The sequence below is a fragment of the Acidocella sp. genome (assembly GCF_013044125.1).
GTDB lineage: Bacteria > Pseudomonadota > Alphaproteobacteria > Acetobacterales > Acetobacteraceae > Acidocella.
Window position 1 is genome coordinate 1 of the sequence record NZ_JABEVC010000034.1, and the last position, 22,358, is coordinate 22,358.

Sequence of the window (22,358 nt, forward strand, 5' to 3'; positions counted from 1 at the left end):
CATCCCATGCTGACCTCCGATCCAGCAATAAGCTTGAATCAGATTTTCAGTCGCGCCGGAATCCCAAAACGATTCAGATCGTCAGAAAGAGACTCTAGCCATTTTCTGAGGGCGATACACGCTTTCGGCTCACTCAGGCGAGCGAGCCTCAAACGATCGCGCTAAACGAGTTTTCCTTCGTGCAGGGTTAGCTGACGGTCCATGCGCTGGGCCAGATCTGGGTTATGGGTCGCGATCAGGGCGGCGACATTTTCCGAGCGGACGATGTGCAGCAATTCCTCAAACACAATGTTAGCGGTGTGGACATCAAGGTTGCCTGTGGGCTCGTCCGCGAGCAGGAGCGAGGGGTTGTTGGCAAGGGCGCGGGCAATGGCCACGCGTTGCTGTTCACCGCCCGAGAGCTTGCCTGGCAGATGCTGGGCGCGCGCGGTAAGGCCGAATTTTCCCAGCAACTCCATGGAGCGCAGGTCTGCTTGCGCCTGCGTTTTTCCCGCAATCATCTGCGGCAGGGAAATGTTTTCGAGCGCGGTGAATTCCGCCAGCAGATGATGAAACTGATAGACGATGCCGATGGTGCGCAGGCGGATATTCGTCCGCGCGTCATCGGAGAGTTTGCCGCAATCCTGGCCGCCGATAATCACCGCGCCGCCGTCCGGTTTCTCCAATAATCCGGCCAGATGCAGCAGGGTTGACTTACCCGAGCCGGAAGGCGCCACGAGCGCGACGATTTCGCCGCGATTGAGGAACAGCTCGGCGCCATCGAGCACGGTGAGTGATTCGGCCCCCGTTTTATAGGTGCGGCCGATAGCCTGAAGGTGGAGCAGAAAATCATTCACTGCGCAGCGCCTCGATCGGGTCGATCCGCGCGGCGCGCCAGCTGGGGTAGATGGTGGCGAGGATGGAAAGGGCAAAGGACATCAGGATGACTTCCGTGACCTGGTGCCAGTCCAGCTTCGCGGGCAGGGATTCCAGGTAATAGACTGTGGGATCAAACAGCGGCGTGCCGGTGATTTTGGAGACGAACTCCTTGATCTGCTCGATATAGGCGCAAAAAACCACGCCGATGCCAAAGCCGATGAGTGTGCCGAGAATGCCGACCGAAGCCCCGCACATGAGAAATATGCGCAATATGGCGCCCGATGTTGCGCCCATGGTGCGCAGGATGGCGATGTCGCGGGCTTTATCCTTCACCATCATGATGAGCGAGGAGATGACGTTAAACGCCGCGACAATGATGATGAGGGTGAGGATGAGGAACATCACATTCCCTTCAACCGTAACTGCGGCGAGGAAGGAATCGTTGTTCTGGCGCCAGTCCTGGATATTGAGCGGCAAGTTGGGCAGCGCGTTGACGATGGCCTGTTTGATTGCGCTGTCGTGGTCCGGGTCTTGCACGAAGATCTGAATTTGCGTGGCGGCGCCGGGGTGCTGGAACAAGGTTTGCGCGGCGCCCAGCGGCAGGAAGACGAAGCTGGAATCGTATTGCTGCATGCCGGTCTGGAAGATGGCGACGACACGGAAGCTCTGGATGCTGGGGATGGTGCCGATAATGGTGGCTTTGCCCTGCGGCATGATGAGGGTGATGCTCTGGCCAACGGTAATGCCGAACTGGTTGGCAAGCCCCCCGCCGATGGCGATTGTGCCGTCGCCTGTAAGGTCTGAGAGGCTGCCCGCGATGATGTGGCTGGCGACGGTGGGCAGGGCCGCGAGGCCATCAGGCGTGATGCCGCGCGCGATGCCGCCTGCGGTGCCGCCCCGCGGGCCGGAAAACAGAACCTCGCCCTGGACCACGGGGAACGCCGCGGTGACGCCCGGGATCGCGCGGATTTTAGCGGATATATCATCGTATCCGGTAAGCGGCGGGCCTGCGCTGTAGACGCCGATATCACCGTTCAGGCCGAGAATCTGGGAGAGTAGTTCCTGACGAAAGCCGTTCATCACGCTCATGACGATGATGAGCGTGGCAACCCCGAGGGCGATGCCCACGAGCGAGAAAATCGCGATGACGGAGACGAACCGCTCACCACGGCGCGCGCGCAGATAGCGGGCCGCGACTTTTCGCTCGAAGGCGTTGAACATCAGGACAGAACTTTCGCCAAGGCATCGGCAACCGATAGCTCGAAGCGCTCACCGGTGACGCGGCGCTTGAGCTCGACCTGACCGTTCGCAGCGCCGCGCGGGCCGACGATGATCTGCCAGGGGTGGCCCATGAGATCAGCCTCGGCGAATTTGGCGCCGGCGCGTTCCTCACGGTCATCGTAGAGGCAATCGGCGCCGAGTTTCTCGTGGAGATCGCCGCAGATTTTATCGGTGGCGGCGTCACCCTGGCGCAGGTTGAGGATGGCGGCGCGGAAGGGGGCAATGGCGTCTGGCCAGATGATGCCGGCTTCGTCATGACGGGCCTCGATGATCGCGCCGGCGAGACGCGAGACGCCGATACCGTAGCTGCCCATCTCCGGGAAAATTTTTGTACCGTCCTGGCCGGTAACGGTGAAATTCATGGATTCGGAATATTTTTTACCGAAGTAGAAAATCTGACCGACCTCAATCCCCCTGCCCTCGCGCTTGCGTTCGGCTGGGATTTTCTCCCAGACTGCAAGATCGTGTTTTTCGTCAGTCGCGGCGTAGATGGTGGTCATCTGTTCGTAGAAGCCTTCCACGCTGGCCGCGGCCGAGGGATCGCCTGCTTCAAAAGCGGCATCGTAGAACACGCCGCTTTCGCCGGTGGGGGCGAGGATATGGAATTCGTGCGAGAGATCACCGCCGATCTGGCCGGTATCGGCACGCATGGGGATGGCGGTGATGCCGATGCGCTGGAAAGTGCGCATGTAGGCCAGCATCATTTTTTTATAGGTGAGCAGCGCACCCGCGTAATCCAGGTCGAAGCCGTAGCCGTCCTTCATCAGGAATTCGCGGCCGCGCAGCACGCCAAAGCGGGGGCGAACCTCGTCGCGGAATTTCCACTGAATATGGTAGAGATTTTGCGGCAGCTCGCGGTAGCTTTTCACGCTCTCGCGCATGATCGCGGTGATCATTTCCTCATTGGTCGGGCCGTAGAGGAGGTCGCGCTCATGACGGTCGGTAATGCGCAGCATTTCCTTCCCATAGGCTTCGTATCGCCCGCTCTCGCGCCAGAGATCGGCGCTCTGGATGGTTGGCATCAGAAGTTCCTGGGCACCGGCGGCGGCCTGTTCCTCACGCACGATCGCGGAGATTTTGTTGAGAACCCGCAGGCCGGCAGGCAGCCATGCATAAATGCCGGAAGCCATCTGGCGGACCAGACCGGCACGCAGCATGAGCCGGTGCGAGGCGATCTGCGCGTCGGCGGGGGTTTCTTTCAGTGTGGGGATCAAGCTTTGAGAGAGACGCATGAAGAGCCTTATGGTGTGAGCGAGGGCTATTTAGAGCGGATTGGCTGTAAAGGCGAGGCGGGGGTATTGAACCAGCGGCCAGCCGCGCGGCGGCAGGGAAGCTCGATTGTGGTATGCAGGACAACCGCGGCGGCAAAAGTGACCGCCAGTATGCCGCCTGAGAAGACAAGGCTGTGACTGGCCGGGGGCCAGCCTTGATGTCTGAAGAGCAGTGCAAGCAGCAGCTGAGCCAGGGCGAAGCTCATGTACAACGCATAAGAAAGCCGGCCACCCCAGCGCAACCAGCCGGGATGAGCGAGCAGCGGCGGGCGCTCGGCATCCGCCTGCATGGTGAGGCTGAATAACAGCAGCCAGAGCGCCGCAACGGTGAGTACATCGGAGCCGAAGGAGGAAAATATGAGGATAAGCGCCGCAGCCAGAACCGCCAAAGCCCGGGCCGGCAGAAAATCGGCGTAGTTCGGGACGATTCGCGCCGCGGCGATGCCTGCCAGAAACTCAGGGAAGAAGCGCAGCAACCCCGCACCGGCGGCAAGGTTGAGCGTGTGCTGGTATTCAACATCAATCAGCCCCAGCGCGGTGAGGCAGCAGAGAATAAATGCAATCGAGACGACATGATCAAGATAGCTGACAATATACCACAACAGCGGGAACAGCAGATAACCGGCCCATTCCGCGCTGACCAGCCAGGACGGATACTCCCAGGCGCCAGGGCCGGAAAAGCCCCATCCCTGCAGGAGAAAGACATTTTCCAGAAACGCCGGCAGGCTGAATGAGGCAGCATTATGGGGCACCAGGCCCGCGGCGGCCCCCGCTCCGAAGAGCACGGCAAAAAGGATGATGGTGACGAGATGCAGCGGATAGATCCGGCCAAGCCGCATCGCCCAGAAGCGCCATGCACGCGGATGAAAGGGTTGGGGATCGCCAAACTTTTCCCATTGCAACTGCGGATGAACGCCCATGCGGCTAAGCTCAGGATGCACCCGCGCCAGGATCAGCCCGGAAAGCATGAAAAAGCCATCAACCCCCAGATAGCCGTGCCGGACGACCCCCGCGAACGGCCCCAGCCATACCGAAAAATTTATATCAACATCAATGAAATAGAAAAAAATCCAGGCCGCCAGCATGGCCCGGAAAACGGTTAGATCAGAGATTTCCTGCCTGAGATTCATGGTAGTTCCCCTCCTAAACAAACAGAAAGAAGCCCGCCAGCCCTTTCGGGCGGCGGGCCAAGGTTAGGGAGGAAACACCAGTCACACAGTAGGATGAAGAACCAAAATTCACCCTGGGTTTATAGTGCGCCGCACAAAAACAGAAGTCCAGCAGAAAGCACCCTTTATTTGGCGGTTTTTTAGCCTTTAGAGCGTAATTTGACGTTTTTTTAGTCGTTATGGCGTTTTTATCTTCGCAATTGATTTAATTTTGTGCAACATTAAACTCTCAGCAGATGCGCCTCAACCAGCGGACGTTTACCAAAGCGCTTGCCGATGACCTTGCGTAGCCCTGTGCGGGCAGCTTCCAGGAAAGCGGTCTCGTTGCGGCGAACCGCGGCGGGCAGATCCGCGAGCAACTCGAAAAACTCAGCCTCGGCTTCAAGCCTGAGCATCCCATCTGCCTCGTCCAACAGTCCCGGTGCGGAAATCCTGGCTGCGCCAAGCAGTTTACCGCTGGCATCGGCGGCAAAACTGCCGATGACAACACCGTTGAACAACATGCGCCGGCGGGCTGACAGCACGCCGCCCTTGAGCGGAATGACGCGCTCACCATCCAAGACCAGGCGGCCGGAAGGGACAGAGTCAACAACCGCGGGTGTCCCTGGCCCGAACTGCAGCACGTCACCGTTTTCCATCATGAGGGGAATCAGCCCCTCCTCCTCCGCAAGCGCCGCCTGGGAGGAGAGATGGCGCCATTCTCCATGGGTGGGGACGACATATTTAGGCCGGACCAAGCTGTAGAGCTTGCGCAGTTCGTCGCGCTTGGGGTGGCCGGAGACATGGGTGAATTCATCTTCATCGGTGATGACGTCAACGCCGCGGCGGACCAGCGCGTCCTGCACCGCGGTAATGGCCCGCTCGTTGCCCGGGATCATGCGCGATGAGAAAATAACCGTATCACCCTCCCCCAGCACCGCGTGGCGATGCGTGTCGGCTGCGATACGTGCCAGAGCTGAGCGGGGTTCACCCTGGCTGCCTGTGACCAGGAGCAGCAGATTTTCGTCGGGGATGGAGCCGATATCCTCCTCGGGGATGAAGTCTGGCGCATCCTGCAGATAACCAGCCTCCTGCGCCGCGGCGACGTAATTGCCCAGGCTGCGGCCCACCAGGGCGATATGCCGCCCTGCCGCCTGGGCGGCGGCGATGATGCTCGCGACGCGCGCCACGTTGCTGGCGAAACAGGTGATGGCGATACGGCCGGGGATGTCGGCAATCAGCCCCTTGAGGCTCCGCTTGACCTCAGATTCGGAACGGGAATGACCTTCCACCATCGCGTTGGTTGAATCCGAGACAATGGCGAGCACGCCGGCATCGCCCAAGGCTTTCAGGCCGGCTTCATCGGACAAGGCGCCAACCACGGGGTCGGGGTCAAGCTTCCAGTCGCCGGTATGCAGAACGGTGCCGTAGCTGGTTGTGATGGCAAGCGACTGCGCTTCCACTGTGGAATGCGTCATCTGGATATAACGCAGGCTGAAGGGCGCAAGCTCAAACGCCGCGCCGGGCTTGATGATCTTGAGCTTAACCTCGCGTCCAAGCCCGGCCTCGGCCAGTTTGCGGCGGATAATCGCGGCGGCGAAGGGGGTTGCATAGACCGGGCAGCGCAGTTGCGGCCAGAGCCGGGCAATACCGCCGATATGGTCCTCATGCGCATGCGTGACGACCAGGCCCAGCAGGGTGTCGCGTTGTTCGGCGATAAACGCCGGGTCGGGCAACAGAATTTCGGCTTCGGGCGTTTCCGGCCCGGAGAAGCCCATGCCGCAATCAACAGCCAGCCAGGCGCCATCGCAACCATAGAGGTTGAAATTCATGCCGATTTCGCCGGTGCCGCCGAGGGGCACGAAAATGAACCCGCCCTGGGCATCGCCCCGGACCGGCGCCGGGGATTTGCCGGTGGATTTTTTCATCAGATACAAAACTCCTGGGTAGATTTTAGATTATTCGGCCTCGATAAACCGTGCGCGGTCGCGCGGCAAAGGGGGCGGGTTATTGCGAAGCGAAAGCAGACGCAGGCCATCGAGCGTCAGGTCGGAATCAATGGCGGTGAACCGCGATGTGCCCTCCGCGAACAAGGGGGCGAGTCCACCGGTGGCGATTGCCTTAAGCGGTGTGCCGTACTCGCCCTCAATGCGGGTGAGCAGGCCTTCTATCAACCCGATATAGCCCCAGTAAGTGCCTGAGCGCATGGCCGGGATCGTGGAGCGGCCGATGACCGATTGCGGCCGGCCGATGCCGATACGCGGCAACCGGGCCGCGGCCTGATGCAAAGCCTCGATGGATAGATTGATGCCCGGAGAGATGGCGCCCCCGAGATAGGCGCCGTCGGCGTCCACGACATCGAAGGTGGTGGCGGTGCCGAAATCAACCACCACCAGAGGGCCACGATAAAGGTTATGGGCGGCGAGCGCGTTGAGCAAGCGGTCCGCCCCGACCTCGTCGGGGGTGTCAACCTTGATCTCAAAACCCCAATCCAGCCTGGCGTTGGCGACCAGCGGCTCGACATCGAACCATTCGCGGCAAAGGCGGCGCAGGTCGTACAGGGCGGCTGGAACAACGGTGCCGATGACGGCGCGGCTGATCTCGCTTGGGGTTATGCCAGCGCGAGTAAGCAGGGCTTCCAGCCAGACGCCGTATTCATCCGAGGTTCGCTGCGCCGAGGTGGCCAGCCGCCAGGTGCCGCGCCACTCCGTGCCATTATGCACCGCGAATACGATGTTGGTGTTGCCGGTGTCGATCACCAGAAGCATTTAACCCTCCTCACACCGGGCCCAGCATGACATCGCCCGTGCTGATCTGGTGAATACGATTATTGCTCTGCAACAGCAATTCGCCCGAAGGTGAGAGGCCGGCGAACGTACCACTCCGGGTGGCCTGCGCGGATTTAATCTCAAGAGGTGTGCCGAGCGGGTGGGCGCGGTTGAGCCAGGCATCGCGGATCGCCTCGGTGCTGGCACCGTGCCAGCGGGAGAAGCCTGATAAAATAGCGTTTGCGGCATCAAGGGCCGAAAGAGTGAGACCATGAGCAGCCAGGGAGGTGGTGGCCCGGCCGGGGATTTGTGGCGCTGTGCGCAAATTCATGCCGATACCGATAACCAGCCAATCAAGATTTTGACCGTTGGGGGCGGCATCGATAAGCACCCCTGCGAGCTTGGCACCGCCCAGCAACACATCGTTGGGCCATTTCAGCATGGTGGGCGGGGCAAAAAACGGCTCAATGGCCTCGGCCGCCACGACACCCGCCAGAAGTGAATAGAAACCAGCCAGCGCGACCGGCATAGCTGGACGAAGCAGGACCGAGAGGTTGAGATTCCCCTCAGGCGCCTGCCAGCTGCGCCCGCGGCTTCCGCGCCCCGCGGTTTGTTTGCGGGCAAGTACGGCAAGCCCCGGGGCCTCTCCCGCCTTGGCACGAACGGTGCAAAGATCGGAGGTTGAGCCTAGCTCGTCATAGGTCTCAAGCCGCCAGGAGATCAACCAAGGAGCGCCCTAGCGGCGGCATCCGCTGCGGTAATGAGTGGGCCGGGAATAAAGACGAACAGACAGGTGACAAGCGCACCCGCGAACATCACGAAGCGCACACTGCTTGCGGTTTTATCAAAACCAGGGGTTCCGGCGTCAAAATACATCACCTTGATCACGCGCAGATAGTAGAACGCGCCGATGACACTGGTAACCACGCCAACGACGGCAAGAGTTGTGAGACCCGCGTTAATGGCGGCAGAGAATACATAGAGCTTGCCAAAGAAGCCCGAGAGCGGCGGAATGCCCGCCATGGCCCACATGAATATCGCCAGAGCCAGGGCAAAGCCGGGGTTCTCCGTGGAGAGCCCGGCCAGATCGGCAATGGTTTCCACGGCCTGGCCCTTCCGGCGCATGGCGATAACGCAAGCGAAGGCGCCAAAAGACATAACCAGATAAATCGCGAGATAAACCAGGGTCGCCTGTGTTCCGGCCAGCGTGCCGGCAGCCAACCCCATCAGGGCGTAGCCCATGTGGCCGATAGAGGAATAGGCCAGAAGCCGCTTTATGTTCTTCTGGCCGATGGCGGCCAGCGCGCCCAGGGCCATCGAGAGGATGCTGAGGACTTCAATAATCATGCGCCATTGCGCGAGCAGGTGGCCGAACGGCCCGAGCATGACCGAAAACAGCAGCGCCATGGTCGCTATTTTTGGCGCGGTGCCAAACAAAGCGGTCACCGGGGTGGGGGAGCCTTCGTATACGTCAGGTGTCCACATATGGAAGGGCGCTGCCGAAACCTTAAAGGCAAGGCCGACCAGAACGAAGACGATGCCGATGATTGTTCCATAGCCGGCGCCGTTCGCGAGGATTGCCGCGAGGGAGATGAAATTGGTGGTGCCCGCGAAACCATAAACCAGGGAAATACCGTAAATAAGCAGGCCGGAGGCAAGAGAGCCCAGGACAAAGTATTTCAGGCCGGCTTCGGTTGAACGCAGCGAATCCCGCGCCGAAGCGGCAAGAATATACAGCGTCAGGGATTGCAGCTCGAACCCGATGTAAAGGCTCATGAGATCAGCCGCTGAGATCATCACGATCATCCCCAGGACCGCAAAGAGAACCAGAACGGGAAACTCAAAGCGGGCCATGGCCTCGCGCCGGTTATAGTCCAGCGACAACAGCAAGGCCGCGGCGGCGCCAAGGTAGACCATCGTATCGGCAAAGCGGGTGAACAGGCTGGTTTTCAACAGCCCTGCGAAAAGCATTCCATCCGGCGCGGCCAGGCAGAAGGCCGCTGCGAGAACCAGCACCAGCACGGCGCCGTAGGTGCAGGTGCATGTCTGATCGCGCTTGGAGAGCACCCCAATGAGCAACAAAACCATGCCGCCCAGGCCCAGTATCAGGCCAGGGATAAGGGGAAGGTACATCGGGTTCATTTGGTCACCATGGCAAGCGCCGTATGGGGTGTGAGGGCGGCGATATGTGCCTGCACCATGGCATTCACCGATGCGTCGAACATATGGGTGAAGCTGCCGGGGTAGATGCCGAGCCAGAGCACCATGGCCGCCAGGGGCAGCAGCATGGCGTATTCTCCGGGTTTCAGATCGGCCAGCGCGCCAAGCTCGGGGCGGCTCAATTTGTCGAACAATACAGCGCGAAGAAGCATCAACATATAGGCGGCGCCCAGCACCATGCCCCCGGCGCCCAGCAGAGCGACCCAGAAATTGACCTTCATGGCGCCGACGATGACCAGGATCTCGCCAACAAAGCCGGAGGTGCCGGGCAGGCCGACGTTGGCCAGCGAAAACAGCATGAGCAATGCCGCGTAGGCCGGCATTTTCGCGGCCAGGCCACCCAAACGCGAGAGCGTGAGCGTTTGGCCGCGAGAGAGCAAAACGCCGGTGCAAACAAACAAACCGGCGATGACAATACCGTGCGAGAGCATCTGAAATAACGCGCCCTCGATACCTTCCACCGTGAAAGTGAAAATGCCGATGATGATGATGCCCATGTGAGCGGCTGATGAATAGGCGATCATGCGCTTCATGTCGGTCTGCGCCAGCGCGACGAAAGAGATGTAGATGACGGCGACGACGCCCAATGTAAACATCAAGGGCTCAGCGGCGGCGGCAGCCTGCGGGAGCATGGGAACCGCAAAGCGCAGGAAACCATAGGCGCCCATTTTTGAAAGCACCGCAGCCAACATGATGGTGCCGGGGATCGGCGCCTCGCCATAGGCGTCAGGCAACCAAGTGTGCAACGGCCAGACAGCAGCCTTGACACCGAAAGAAGCCAGGAATGCGGCAAACAGCCACATCTGCGCCTGCGGCGCGATGGGCGTGTGCAGCAATGTCACGATGTCGGTTGTTCCGGCGTTGCGCCACAGCCAAACCAGGGCCAGCAGCATGAACAGCGAACCGGCCAGGGTGAAGATGAAGAATTTGACCGCCGCATAGATCCGGCGCTCGCCGCCCCAAACGCCGATGATGAGATACATCGGCAGGAGCACGGCCTCGAAGAAGATATAGAAAACCACAAAATCAAGCGCGCAGAACATGCCGATCGTCATGGTCTCAAGCAGCAGGAAAGCCATCATGAGTTCACGGACACGCTTGGTGATGGACCAGCTGGAGAGAATGGCGATGGGCGTCAGGAAGGCCGTGAGCAGGATGAGGAACAGGCTGATGCCGTCCACCCCCATGCGGTACTGCACGTCCAGCCCCGAAAGCCAAGGCAGCGATTCAACAAACTGGAAGCCAGCCTGTGATGGATCAAAAGCCATCCAGAGATAAATCCCCAGCGCCAGCACGCCGAGGCTTGTGATGAGAGCGCCGTTGCGCGCCCGGGACGCCACGGCCATTTCATCGCCGCGTAGCGTGGCAAGATAGGCAACACCCGCAAGCGGCAAAAACGTAAGCAGCGAGAGGATGGGAAAACCGATCTGGTTCATGGTTAACGCACCCACAGGAAGAGGCTGAGGAAGGCAAGCAGGCCGATCAGCATAATGAAAGCATATAGCGCGATCGAGCCGGTCTGCAGTTTAACCGTCTGCACAGACGCATCGGTGGTGAGGCTCGCAAGACCGTTGGGCACGCCGTCGATCACCTGCTCGTCACCGAAACGCCAGGCAAATTTAGCGAGGCGCAAGGCAGGTTTGACCAAAACTGCCTCATAGACCTCGTCAAAATACCATTTGTTGAGAACGAAGCGATACAGCCCGCCAAGGTTTTGCGAGAGCGCCGCCGGGAGCGATGGCACCAGAACGTAGAAAATTACAGCAACAAAGATGCCGGATACGGAAGCGGCCAACGGAGAGAGTTCCGCCAGCATGGTTGGATGAGCCAGGGCATTCATCACGCCATTTGCGGGAATCGCAATGCTCGCGCCCCAGAAATGCGCGAAGCCAGCGCCGATGAAGCTGCTCTTGAGAATAAATCCGCTGCCCAGAGCGCCGAAAGCGAGAAGCACGAGCGGCACCAGCATGACCAGCGGGCTCTCATGCACATGCTCCTGAACATGCTTCGGCGCGCGCGATGTGCCATGGAAGGTGAGCAGAAAAAGCCGCGAAATATAGAACGCCGTGAGACCTGCTGTGATAACGCCGCAGACCCAGCCATACATTCCAACCGCGGTGTTCGCGCCAAAGGCTGCATCCAGGATCGCATCTTTGGAGTAATAACCGGAGAAGGGGGGGATGCCGGCCAGGGCCAGGGCACCAACAAGCATCACCAGCCATGTGACGGGCAGCTTGCGGGCCAGGCCACCCATCAGGCGGATATCCTGTTCATCCGACATCGCGTGAATGACCGAACCGGCTGCCAGGAACAACAGCGCCTTGAAGAAGGCATGGTTGATGAGGTGGAACATCGCCACCGGATAGGCCCCAAGCCCCGCCGCCAGGAACATATAGCCAAGCTGCGAGCAGGTGGAATAGGCGATGATGCGCTTGATGTCGTTCTGCACGCAGCCGATGGTGCCCGCGAAAAGCGCGGTGGACGCACCGATGATCGTGACGAAATCCATGGCGGCCGGCGCTGCGTTCAGCAGCGGCGAGATCCGCGCGATCAGGAATACGCCGGCGGCGACCATGGTTGCGGCATGGATGAGCGCCGAGACCGGGGTGGGGCCTTCCATCGCATCAGCCAGCCAGGTGTGCAGAAAAATCTGCGCGGATTTGCCCATGGCGCCGATGAACAAAAGAATGCAGATGACCTCCAGCGCCGGGAACGAGGTGCCCAACAGCCTGTATTGGTCTCCCGTATGGGCGGCGACCGCGGCGAAAATACCATCAAACGAGATCGTTTTGAAGACAAAATAGGTCAGCGCGATGCCGACCGCAAAGGACAGATCGCCCACGCGGTTGACGATGAATGCCTTGATGGCCGCTGCGTTCGCTGAAGGACGCTCATACCAGTAGCCGATGAGCAGGTAGGAGACGAGACCAACCCCCTCCCAGCCAAAATAGAGCTGGAGCAGGTTGTTCGCCGTCACCAGCATCAGCATGGCGAAGGTGAAGAGGGAAAGATAGGCAAAGAACCGGGGAACGGTTTTATCATGCGCCATGTAGCCCATGCTGTAGACATGGATGAGCATGGAAACGCTGCTGACCATGGCGACCATGACCAGGCTGAGTGCATCCTGCCGCAAGGTCCAGCCCGGCGTGAAAGTGCCGGCCGAGATCCAGCTCGCAAGATGCAGCGGCGAGATAGGCACGCCGCCCTGCACGAACGCTATGAAGGACGACACGCCCGCCACGGCCGAGACGACCATGAACAAAACGCTGGCGCCGATGGCTGCCTGCTTTCCTATGAACGGACGCGCGACGCCCGCGAGGACCGCGCCGATGAGCGGCGCAAAAACGGCGATTAAGGTGAGCATATCAACCCTTCATCAATGTCACGTCCTCGACCTCGATCGAGCCACGATTGCGGAAATAGATGACCAGGATGGCAAGGCCAATGGCGGATTCAGCGGCAGCAACGCTGAGCACGAACATGGTGAAGACCTGCCCCACCATGTCATGCAAGGCACCGGAGAATGCTATGAAGTTGATGTTCGCGGCCAGCAGGATCAGCTCGATCGACATCATTATAATGATGATGTTCTTGCGGTTCATGAAGATGCCGAAAACACCGATAACGAGCAGAAGGCCGGCAACAAATAGATAATGCGATAACGGGATCAGCATTAGAGCGTCTCCTTTTTCGGCTGAGGCATCGCGGCGCCGGCCCCAAGCTTTGCGGAGACCATGGTGAGGGTTTCCACCGGGAGGCGGGCATGCTGGATATCCAGGTTTTGCCGCTTGGCGCGCTTGCGGTCACGGTGCGTCAGCACGATGGCGCCGATCATCGCGACCAGCAAAATAATACCCGAGAGTTGGAACAGGACCAGATAATTAGTGTAGATGAGCGAGCCCAGCGCCTGAGAATTGGTGATGTTGTCCGGCGTGGGAAACAGCCGGGCCGCGGCCGCACCGGGAGCGATGGTCGACCCGGTGACAAACAGCGCCAGCTCCACAAACAGGATGAGCGCGACCAAGGCGCCAATGGGGGCGTATCGTTGAAAGCCTTCCCGCAGGACCGCGAAATTCACATCCAGCATCATGACGACGAAGAGGAACAAAACCGCAACCGCGCCGACATAGACGATGACCAGGACCATCGCCAGAAACTCAGCCCCGGCCAGAAGAAACAATGCCGCGGCGTTGATGAAGGCGAGAATGAGAAACAACACCGCATGCACGGGGTTGCGGCTGGTCACCACCATCGCTGCTGAACCCAGCAGGATAAAGGAAAAAAGGTCAAAAAGAAGATTTTGGATCATGGTTGGACTCTCACCGGTACGGCGCGTCAAGTTCTAGCCGCTTGGCTAATTCCGGTTCCCACCGGTCGCCATTATCAAGCAGCTTGGCCTTGTTATACAGAAGCTCTTCGCGCGTTTCGGTAGCGAACTCAAAGTTCGGCCCCTCCACGATGGCATCAACCGGGCATGCTTCCTCGCACAGACCGCAGTAGATGCATTTGGTCATGTCGATGTCATACCGCGTGGTGCGGCGGGAACCATCGTCACGCGGAGCAGCCTCGATGGTGATCGCCTGCGCGGGGCAGACCGCCTCGCACAGTTTGCAGGCGATACAGCGCTCCTCGCCGTTCGGGTAACGGCGCAGCGCGTGTTCCCCCTTGAAGCGCGGGCTGGTCGGGTTTTTCTCATACGGGTAGTTGATAGTGGCTTTGGGTTTGAAGAAATACCGCAAAGTCAGCGCCAGGCCGCAGAGAATTTCCCACAGCACCAGCCCCCACGCCATCCGGCCTAAACGTGTCATTTGCAAACCTCAAGCATGGGGGAGCATTCCGAAAATTTCCAGGAAACCGGCTGTCAACACCAGCCAGACGAGTGAAATAGGAAGAAACACCTTCCACCCGAGAGACATGATCTGATCATAACGGAAACGTGGCAGGGTGGCGCGCACCCAGACGAAGACAAACAGGCAGACCAGTATCTTGAGCAGAAACCAGAATACACCAGGGATGAGCGTGAACGGCGCGAAGGGAATGGGAGAGAGCCAGCCGCCGAGAAAGAGCGTCGTGGTCATCGCGCTGATCAGGATCATATTCGCGTATTCGCCGAGGAAGAACAGCGCAAAAGTCATGGCGCTGTATTCAACGAAGAAGCCGGCGACGATTTCGGTTTCACCCTCGGCCAGATCGAACGGGGCGCGGTTGGTTTCGGCCAGGCCGGAGATGAAAAAGATGACGAAAAGCGGCAACAGCGGGATGGCGAACCAGATGTGCCGCTGCGCCAGCACAATGTCGTTAAGGTTCAGGCTGCCAACGCAGATGAGCACCGTGACGATAACGAAACCCATCGAGACTTCGTAGGACACCATCTGCGCCGCGCTGCGCAACGCGCCGAGGAAGGCGTATTTGGAGTTGCTGGCCCAGCCGGCGATGATAATACCATAGACGCCGAGCGAAGATATCGCGAACAGATAGAGGATGCCAACGTTGATGTTGGCAACCGCCCAATGGTCGTTCACCGGGATTACCGCCCAGGCCACAACAGCGAGACCAAAGGTGATCATCGGCGCGATGGTGAACAGCACCTTATCGGCGCCGGCCGGGAAAATGGTTTCCTTGAACAGCATTTTGATGGCATCGGCGAAAGGCTGCCACAGGCCGAACGGGCCCACGACATTAGGGCCTTTGCGCAGCTGGATCGCGCCCATCACCTTACGCTCAAACCAGGTGAGGTAGGCGACGCCGAGCAGCAGCGGCACGATAATGGCGAGCGACTCAAGCAGCGTGAGGATGGCGATGCCGAGATTGCTTTGCAGAAACACGCTCATTGCGCAGCCTCCGCCAGGTTAGGGTAATGGGCCTCGACGCAGGCGGCCATTGTGGGGCTGGCACGGCTGATCGAGTCGGTCTGGTAGTAATTGCCGAAAACCGGCTCAAACGGCACGGCGCTCACCGCTGCGCGATCACCCGCCGGGGCCCCGAGGTTGGCCCCCGCGAGGCGGCGCAGCTCACCTGTGAGTGCGAACAGGGGATAGGTCTGCGCCAGATGCGCGCGCAATTCCTGCAACGTGTCATACCTCAGGGCGTGGCCCATATAGGCGCTGATGGCGCGCAGGATGCGCCAATCCTCACGCGCGTCGCCAGGCGGTTTAACGGCGATAAAGCCTTGCTGCACCCGGCCTTCTGTGTTGACGTAGGTACCGTCCTTTTCCGTGTAGGCGGCGCCAGGAAGGATCACGTCAGCCCGCGCGGCTCCGGCATCGCCATGGTGGCCTTGATAGATCACGAAAGTGTCCGCGCCGATGGCTTGCGTATCCAGAGCATCGGCGCCGAGCAGCCAGAGAATGTCCACGCCGCCGGCGAGCATCTGGGCGGTTGACTTACCACCTGGACCAGGAAGGAAGCCGATATCCAGCGCGCCGGTGCGCGCCGCCGCGTGATGCAGCACGTTGAAGCCATGCCAGTCGTCGTTCAGCATGTTGAACTGCGCGGCGAGTTTCCAGGCGGCGGCGTGAATGGCGGCGCCATCGGGCCGCGTCAGCGCGCCCGCGCCGAGGATGAGCATCGGCTTCTTCGCCGCTTTCAGAACTTCCGCGAAGGGATGCGTGCCATCGAGCAAGGCGGTGATGGCATCCGGCCCAGAGCCGATATGGGTTGTGGGATAGGTTAGATCGTGCGGCACGCCGACGAGGCCGGCTTCAAAATGTCCGGCAAGCCAGCGCTTGCGAATACGCGCGTTGAGCACCGGCGCTTCGTGGCGCGGATTGCTGCCGATAATAACCAGCGCATCCGCTTCTTCAATGCCGGCGATGGTGGTGTTGAAGAGGTAGAAACCGCGTTGCGAGGCGTCAAACACCGCGCCGTCCTGCCGACAGTCCAGATTCGGCGAGCCAAGGCTCGTGAACATTTCCTTCAGAGCCAGCATGCTCTCCACATCAACGAGATCGCCTGCGATGGCGCCGAGGCGCTCCGGCTTGCTGGCCTTTATCTTGTTCGTAACGGCTGCGAAAACCTCTTCCCAGCTGGCGGCCCGGAGCTTGCCGTTCTCGCGGAGCCAGGGGCGATCCAGCCGGCGGCGCTTCAGGCCGTCAACCGAGAAGCGGGATTTATCGCCGAGCCACTCCTCATTCACATCGTCGTTTAGGCGCGGCAAGATGCGAAGCACTTCCGCGCCCCGCGCGTCGATACGAATGTTGGCGCCCACGGCGTCCAGCACATCCACACTGTCAGTCTTGCGCAGCTCCCATGAACGGGCGGTGTAGGCATAAGGCTTGGAGGTCAGCGCGCCGACCGGGCAAAGATCTATGAGGTTGCCGGAAAGCTCGGAGCTCAGGGCTTTGTCAACATAGGTGCCCACCTGCATGTTCTCGCCGCGCAACGTGGCGCCGAGTTCCGGCACCCCCGCGATTTCGGTCGAGAAACGAATACAGCGCGTGCAATGGATGCAGCGGGTCATCGTGGTTTTGACCAGAGGCCCCCAATCCGGCTGGGCCGATGCGCGCTTGCCTTCCTCGTAACGTGAGGTATCGCGGCCATAGCTCACAGCTTCATCCTGCAGGTCGCACTCACCACCCTGGTCACAGATCGGGCAATCCAGCGGGTGATTGATCAGCAGAAATTCCATCACGCCGCGACGCGACTTACGCACGTTCTCGGTATCGGTGAAGATGACCATGCCATCAGCCACCGGCTGCCCGCAGGAGGCGACAGGCTTTGGAACTTTCTCAATCTCTACCAGGCACATTCGGCAATTTCCCGCGACCGAAAGACGTTCATGGTAACAGAAGCGCGGGATTTCCTTGCCAGCGGCCTCAGCCGCCTGCAAGACCGAAGAGCCGTTCGCGATCTCGACTTCAATGCCGTCGACAGTGACTTTTGCCATGGTTTACTCCGCCGCCTGGGCGAGTGGTTGGGCCGGCTTATAGTCCGTTGCCCGTTGTTCGACCAGCGGGCGGAAAGCGCGCATCAGCCCCTGGATTGGCCACGCCGCGGCGTCACCAAAAGCACAGATGGTATGCCCGGCAACCTGCGTGGTTACCTGCTCCATCAACGCGATATCGGCCATTGAAGCTTTGCCTTGCACGATGCGATCCATCATACGCATCATCCAGCCCGTGCCCTCGCGGCAAGGCGTGCATTGCCCGCAGCTCTCATGCTTGAAGAACTTGGACAGGCGCCAGATGGCTTTGACGACATCGGCCGATTTATCCATAACGATGATGGCGCCGGAGCCAAGGCCGCTGCGCACCGCCGCGAGAGAATCGAAATCCATCAACTGGGTTTCGCACATTTCCTTGTTCAGAATCGGCATCGAAGCACCGCCCGGAATTACGGCCTGAAGATTATCCCAACCGCCGCGCACGCCCCCGGCATGCTTCTCGATCAAATCTTTCAGCGGCGTGCCGAGTTCTTCCTCGACATTACACGGACGATTCACATGACCTGAGATGCAGAAAATTTTGGTGCCGGCATTTTTAGGGCGCCCAAGCGCCGAGAACCACGCTGCACCACGGCGCAGAATCGTCGGCACACCGGCAATAGACTCTACATTGTTCACCGTGGTCGGGCAGCCGTACAAGCCCATGGCGGCGGGGAACGGCGGCTTCATCCGCGGCATTCCTTTTTTGCCTTCCAGGCTTTCCAATAACGCCGACTCTTCACCGCAAATATACGCCCCGGCGCCACGATGCAGAACCAGATCGAAATCCCACCCCGAACCGGCCGCATTTTTGCCGAGCAGCCCGGCAGCATAGGCTTCTTCAATCGCCGCTTGAAGACGTGCCGCCTCGTTATAATATTCACCACGGATATAGATGAAAGCCGTATGCGCGCCCATGGCAAAACCGGCAATCAGGCTGCCTTCGATCAGCTTATGCGGTTCGTGCCTGATAATATCACGGTCTTTGCAGGTGCCCGGCTCACTCTCATCGGCATTGACGACGAGATAGGATGGCCGGCCATCGCTCTGCTTGGGCATGAACGACCATTTCATGCCGGTGGGAAAACCAGCCCCCCCACGGCCACGCAGGCCCGAGGCTTTTACTTCCTCGATAATCGCATCCCGGCCACGCGCAAGAATATCCGCCGTCGCATTCCAGTCACCGCGCGCACGCGCGCCAGAGAGACGCCAATCCTGCTGACCATACAGGTTTTGATAAATTCTGTCCGCATCATTCAGCATGTCTCACTCCACCGGCTTGGTGTTGTTCAGCAAGGCTGTCTGATTCGTCACCGGGGCCGAGGCCTGGCGGCCGATGCTTGAGCCTGCCGGCGGCAAGGGAGCGCCGGATTTTAAAGCGTTCAACAAAGCTTCCGTCCGCGCCGCGTCCAGATCTTCGTAGTAATCATCATTGATTTGCAGAATGGGTGCATTCACACAACCGCCGAGACATTCCACTTCCGTCATAGTGAACAGACCATCCGCGCTGGTCTGGCCGAAGCCTTCAATACCCGCAACTTTTTTGCAGGAGGAGACAACTTCATCCGACCCGCGCAGCCAGCAAGGCGTCGTGGTGCAAACCTGCAGATGGTATTTACCAACCGGCTTCGTGTTGTACATCGTATAAAACGTTGCAATTTCGTACACACGAGCCGCAGCAATACCCAAACGCTGCGCAACCACATCCATTGCCAACCGGGGCACCCAGGCGGAGCCTGTCAGCCGTTCCATTTGCCGTTGCGCAATATCCAGCAGGGCCATAACAGCGCTGGCCTGCTTGCCCGCCGGGTAGCGCGCAATCGCCCTGGCAACCGCGGCCTCCGCGGCGGCATCAAACACGAAATCTGTCGGCTCTATATTTGCGTTCACCGGTCGATCTCACCAAAAACAATATCAAGGGAACCAATAATCGCCACCGTATCGGCCAGCATGTGGCCTTTTGCAAGTGTCTCAAGGGCCTGCAAATGCGAGAACCCTGTTGAGCGGATTTTGCAACGGTAAGGGCGGTTTGTACCATCCGACACGAGATAGACTCCGAACTCGCCCTTAGGCGCCTCAACCACCGTATATGTGGCGCCTGCGGGAACGTGGTAGCCTTCCGTGTAAAGCTTGAAGTGATGGATCAACGCTTCCATCGACTGCTTCATCGCCGCGCGCGCTGGTGGAGCAATTTTATGATCCTGAACCTTGATCGGTCCTGGCTTCATTTTTTGTAGGCACTGCTTAACGATTTTCACACTCTCGCGCATCTCGGCGATACGGACCAGATAACGATCGTAACAATCACCGTGACGGCCAACGGGAATTTCGAAATCGACTTCGCTGTATTTATCATACGGCTGAGAGCGGCGAAGGTCCCAGGCAATGCCGGATGCGCGCAGGCAAGGTCCCGAGAAGCCCCAGGCCAGCGCATCCTCCGCCGGGATCACCCCGATATCGACAACGCGCTGTTTCCAGATACGATTGCCGGTGAGCAGCGCCTCCACATCGTCAATGAATTTCGGAAAGGTTTCCGCCCAGGCGGCGATATCATCCGCAAGCCCCGCCGGCAGATCCTTTGCGACACCGCCAGGCCGGAAATAGTTGGAATGAAAGCGCGCGCCAGAGACAGCCTCATGGAACTCAAGAAGCTTCTCGCGCTCCACATACCCCCATAGGCCAGGGGTGAGCGCGCCGCAGTCCAGCGCAAAACTCGAGACCCCGAGCAGATGGTTCAGCACGCGCGTGATTTCAGCAAACATCACGCGAATCCACTGCGCGCGATCCGGCGCTGTAATTCCTAGCAATTTTTCTGTTGCCAAAGCGAAAGCGTATTCGCAGGCCATGGGCGAGACGTAATCCAGACGGTCAAAATACGGAACAGCCTGGAGATAGCTCTTATATTCGATTAACTTTTCAGTGCCGCGATGCAGCAGGCCGATATGCGGATCGGCGCGTTCAACCACCTCGCCATCCATCTCCAGGATCAGGCGGAGCACACCATGCGCGGCCGGATGCTGCGGCCCGAAGTTTATGGTGTGGTTATCGATTTCAACGGTCTTCGATATGCGGGTCGCGAGCTCGCTCATTTGCGGTCCCCCCGGGCTTTCTCATCGCCGGGAAGCGTGGTCATTCCCTCCCAAGGCGAAAGAAAATCAAAATTACGGAATTCCTGCGTGAGCTTTACCTTGTCGTAGACCACTGATTTCTGTTCATCATCATAATGAACCTCAACATAGCCGGTGAGCGGAAAATCCTTGCGCAACGGGTGCCCCTCGAATCCATAGTCAGTGAGGATACGCCGATGATCGGCCAGCCCCTCAAACGGAATACCGAAAAGATCCCAGACCTCGCGTTCCCACCAGGTGGCGCTCGGCCATAGGGAGGAGACCGAGGTGAGGGAAACCGAGTCGGCAACCTGTACCACGACCCGAACCCGCTCATTACGCGTAACCGAGAGCAGGTTGTAGATCACATCAAACCGGGCAGCACGCTCGGGGAAGTCAACGCCGCAGATGTCCATGACCTGCGCGAAGGCAAACTCATCGCGCAACCGGGTGAACAAAGCGTAGTCGTCGCCTCGCGCGGCTTCGACCACCAGTTCGCCCAGATCGCGCCGGGCCACCATTACACCGGGCAGCGCCGCAATGGCGTCCAACACGGTGTCTGCCTTGATTAATTCATCAGCCACGCAAAATTGTCCCTGTCCGCCGGATTTTTTTCTGCAATTGCATAATGCCGTAGACCAGCGCTTCCGCCGTCGGCGGGCAACCGGGGACATAGATATCCACCGGCACGATACGGTCGCAGCCACGCACGACAGAATAAGAATAATGGTAATAGCCGCCGCCATTGGCGCAGCTGCCCATGGAGATTACCCAGCGAGGCTCGGGCATCTGGTCATAGACCCGGCGCAGTGCCGGCGCCATTTTATTGGTCAACGTGCCGGCGACAATCATCACATCGCTTTGCCGCGGACTCGCACGGGGGATGATCCCGAATCGGTCCAGGTCGTAATGCGGCATGTAGGCGTGGATCATCTCCACCGCGCAGCAAGCCAACCCGAAGGTCATCGGCCATAGGCTTCCGGTCCGGGCCCAGTTCACCAATTTATCCATATTGGCGACAACAAAACCCTTGCCTGCGATCTCGCCCGTGATGCCCTTGATGACGGCATCCTGCGCAGAACCCTGCGGCAGATGATCCCGGTTCCAGGCGAGCGCGGTATCCGTGGAAACGCTCATTTAGCTACTCCCAATCCAGTGCGCCCTTGTTCCACTCATAGATGAAGCCGACCGTTAAAACACCTAAAAACCCCAGCATCGAGAAAAAGCCGAGAAGGCCGATTCGCGACAGGCTGACGGCCCAGGGGAAAAGGAAGGCGACTTCCACGTCGAAAATAATAAACAAAATGGCAACCAGGTAGAAGCGGACGTCAAACCGGCGCCGCGCATCCCCAAAGGCCTCGAAGCCGCATTCATATGCCGAGAGCTTGGCGGCATAGGGCTTCTGGCGGGCTGCGAAAAGAGACCCGAGTACGAACGCCACGCCGATGAGCGCAGCAATCGCCCCAAAAACGAGTATCGGGAAGTACTGTGAAAGGACCGGCTGCACCGCGTAACTCCTTATCCCTGGCTTGGTCAGAGTTGGCATGGCCAACAACAGAACCGTATCCGCCGTGTCGCACCGCGACAAGATATGGTCAAGACTGCGAAACGATGGAGAGGTTTGTTTTCTGGGGCCAGTGTGGCTTTCGCCATACTGGCGCGAGTGACGGGGCTCGAACCCGCGACCTCCGGCGTGACAGGCCGGCGCTCTAACCAACTGAGCTACACCCGCATTTCAGTAAGCGGCGGTGTAAAGGGCTATGTGACCATCGTCAAGCGCATGA

General features: G+C 59.4%; 21 protein-coding genes and 1 tRNA gene. All 22 read right to left on the reverse strand.

Annotated features, from left to right (window positions below):
* Nucleotides 1–161: 161 nt before the first annotated feature.
* Nucleotides 162–836, reverse strand: coding sequence for an ABC transporter ATP-binding protein (locus HKL97_RS01675; RefSeq protein ID WP_291422229.1), 675 nt, complete (start codon nt 834–836; stop codon nt 162–164).
* On the reverse strand, nt 829–2,079 hold the full coding sequence (locus HKL97_RS01680) for a lipoprotein-releasing ABC transporter permease subunit (RefSeq protein WP_291422231.1): 1,251 nt from the start codon (nt 2,077–2,079) through the stop codon (nt 829–831). Before HKL97_RS01680 ends, HKL97_RS01675 begins: the two co-directional genes overlap by 8 nt.
* Nucleotides 2,079–3,371, reverse strand: coding sequence for a proline--tRNA ligase (gene proS, locus HKL97_RS01685; protein WP_291422233.1), 1,293 nt, complete (start codon nt 3,369–3,371; stop codon nt 2,079–2,081). Before proS ends, HKL97_RS01680 begins: the two co-directional genes overlap by 1 nt.
* Before the next feature lie 26 nt (nt 3,372–3,397).
* Complete coding sequence (locus HKL97_RS01690) at nt 3,398–4,540, reverse strand: acyltransferase (protein ID WP_291422235.1); 1,143 nt, start codon at nt 4,538–4,540, stop codon at nt 3,398–3,400.
* Nucleotides 4,541–4,800: 260 nt separating this feature from the next.
* Nucleotides 4,801–6,486, reverse strand: coding sequence for a ribonuclease J (locus HKL97_RS01695; protein WP_408820578.1), 1,686 nt, complete (start codon nt 6,484–6,486; stop codon nt 4,801–4,803).
* A gap of 30 nt (nt 6,487–6,516) precedes the next feature.
* Nucleotides 6,517–7,326, reverse strand: coding sequence for a type III pantothenate kinase (locus HKL97_RS01700; protein ID WP_291422237.1), 810 nt, complete (start codon nt 7,324–7,326; stop codon nt 6,517–6,519).
* Nucleotides 7,327–7,336: 10 nt separating this feature from the next.
* A complete protein-coding gene (locus HKL97_RS01705; protein WP_291422240.1) occupies nt 7,337–8,050 on the reverse strand; it encodes a biotin--[acetyl-CoA-carboxylase] ligase in 714 nt (237 codons plus the stop codon).
* Nucleotides 8,047–9,468 carry an NADH-quinone oxidoreductase subunit NuoN gene (nuoN, locus tag HKL97_RS01710; RefSeq protein ID WP_291422242.1) on the reverse strand — a complete coding sequence of 474 codons (1,422 nt, stop codon included), beginning with the start codon at nt 9,466–9,468 and terminating at the stop codon, nt 8,047–8,049. Before nuoN ends, HKL97_RS01705 begins: the two co-directional genes overlap by 4 nt.
* The gene (locus HKL97_RS01715; RefSeq protein WP_291422244.1) at nt 9,465–10,982 is read right to left on the reverse strand and encodes an NADH-quinone oxidoreductase subunit M; all 1,518 of its coding nucleotides are present in this window, start codon (nt 10,980–10,982) and stop codon (nt 9,465–9,467) included. Before HKL97_RS01715 ends, nuoN begins: the two co-directional genes overlap by 4 nt.
* A gap of 2 nt (nt 10,983–10,984) precedes the next feature.
* Complete coding sequence (gene nuoL / locus HKL97_RS01720) at nt 10,985–12,910, reverse strand: NADH-quinone oxidoreductase subunit L (protein WP_291422246.1); 1,926 nt, start codon at nt 12,908–12,910, stop codon at nt 10,985–10,987.
* A gap of 1 nt (nt 12,911) precedes the next feature.
* The gene (nuoK, locus tag HKL97_RS01725; protein ID WP_291422248.1) at nt 12,912–13,220 is read right to left on the reverse strand and encodes an NADH-quinone oxidoreductase subunit NuoK; all 309 of its coding nucleotides are present in this window, start codon (nt 13,218–13,220) and stop codon (nt 12,912–12,914) included.
* Nucleotides 13,220–13,855: an NADH-quinone oxidoreductase subunit J gene (locus HKL97_RS01730; RefSeq protein ID WP_291422250.1), complete on the reverse strand. Its 636-nt coding sequence runs from the start codon at nt 13,853–13,855 to the stop codon at nt 13,220–13,222. The genes nuoK and HKL97_RS01730 overlap by 1 nt, the downstream gene beginning before the upstream one ends.
* A gap of 10 nt (nt 13,856–13,865) precedes the next feature.
* Nucleotides 13,866–14,354, reverse strand: a complete 489-nt coding sequence (gene nuoI, locus HKL97_RS01735) for an NADH-quinone oxidoreductase subunit NuoI (RefSeq protein ID WP_291422252.1) — start codon at nt 14,352–14,354, stop codon at nt 13,866–13,868.
* A 9-nt stretch (nt 14,355–14,363) separates the two neighbouring features.
* Complete coding sequence (gene nuoH / locus HKL97_RS01740) at nt 14,364–15,377, reverse strand: NADH-quinone oxidoreductase subunit NuoH (RefSeq protein ID WP_291422254.1); 1,014 nt, start codon at nt 15,375–15,377, stop codon at nt 14,364–14,366.
* Nucleotides 15,374–17,431, reverse strand: coding sequence for an NADH-quinone oxidoreductase subunit NuoG (gene nuoG / locus HKL97_RS01745; protein ID WP_291422256.1), 2,058 nt, complete (start codon nt 17,429–17,431; stop codon nt 15,374–15,376). The genes nuoH and nuoG overlap by 4 nt, the downstream gene beginning before the upstream one ends.
* Nucleotides 17,432–17,434: 3 nt before the next feature.
* Nucleotides 17,435–18,730 (reverse strand): NADH-quinone oxidoreductase subunit NuoF, encoded by a 1,296-nt coding sequence (gene nuoF / locus HKL97_RS01750; protein WP_291422258.1) that lies wholly within the window; start codon nt 18,728–18,730, stop codon nt 17,435–17,437.
* A 3-nt stretch (nt 18,731–18,733) separates the two neighbouring features.
* Nucleotides 18,734–19,357, reverse strand: coding sequence for an NAD(P)H-dependent oxidoreductase subunit E (locus HKL97_RS01755; protein WP_291422260.1), 624 nt, complete (start codon nt 19,355–19,357; stop codon nt 18,734–18,736).
* Entirely contained in the window at nt 19,354–20,556 is a 1,203-nt protein-coding gene (locus HKL97_RS01760; RefSeq protein WP_291422262.1) for an NADH-quinone oxidoreductase subunit D, read from the reverse strand. The genes HKL97_RS01755 and HKL97_RS01760 overlap by 4 nt, the downstream gene beginning before the upstream one ends.
* Complete coding sequence (locus tag HKL97_RS01765) at nt 20,553–21,095, reverse strand: NADH-quinone oxidoreductase subunit C (RefSeq protein ID WP_291422271.1); 543 nt, start codon at nt 21,093–21,095, stop codon at nt 20,553–20,555. Before HKL97_RS01765 ends, HKL97_RS01760 begins: the two co-directional genes overlap by 4 nt.
* A 55-nt stretch (nt 21,096–21,150) precedes the next feature.
* Complete coding sequence (locus HKL97_RS01770) at nt 21,151–21,711, reverse strand: NADH-quinone oxidoreductase subunit B family protein (RefSeq protein ID WP_284256848.1); 561 nt, start codon at nt 21,709–21,711, stop codon at nt 21,151–21,153.
* 4 nt (nt 21,712–21,715) lie between these two features.
* Nucleotides 21,716–22,081 (reverse strand): NADH-quinone oxidoreductase subunit A, encoded by a 366-nt coding sequence (locus tag HKL97_RS01775; protein WP_291422267.1) that lies wholly within the window; start codon nt 22,079–22,081, stop codon nt 21,716–21,718.
* Nucleotides 22,082–22,229: 148 nt separating this feature from the next.
* Nucleotides 22,230–22,306: transfer RNA gene (locus HKL97_RS01780), tRNA-Asp, on the reverse strand.
* Nucleotides 22,307–22,358 lie beyond the last annotated feature (52 nt).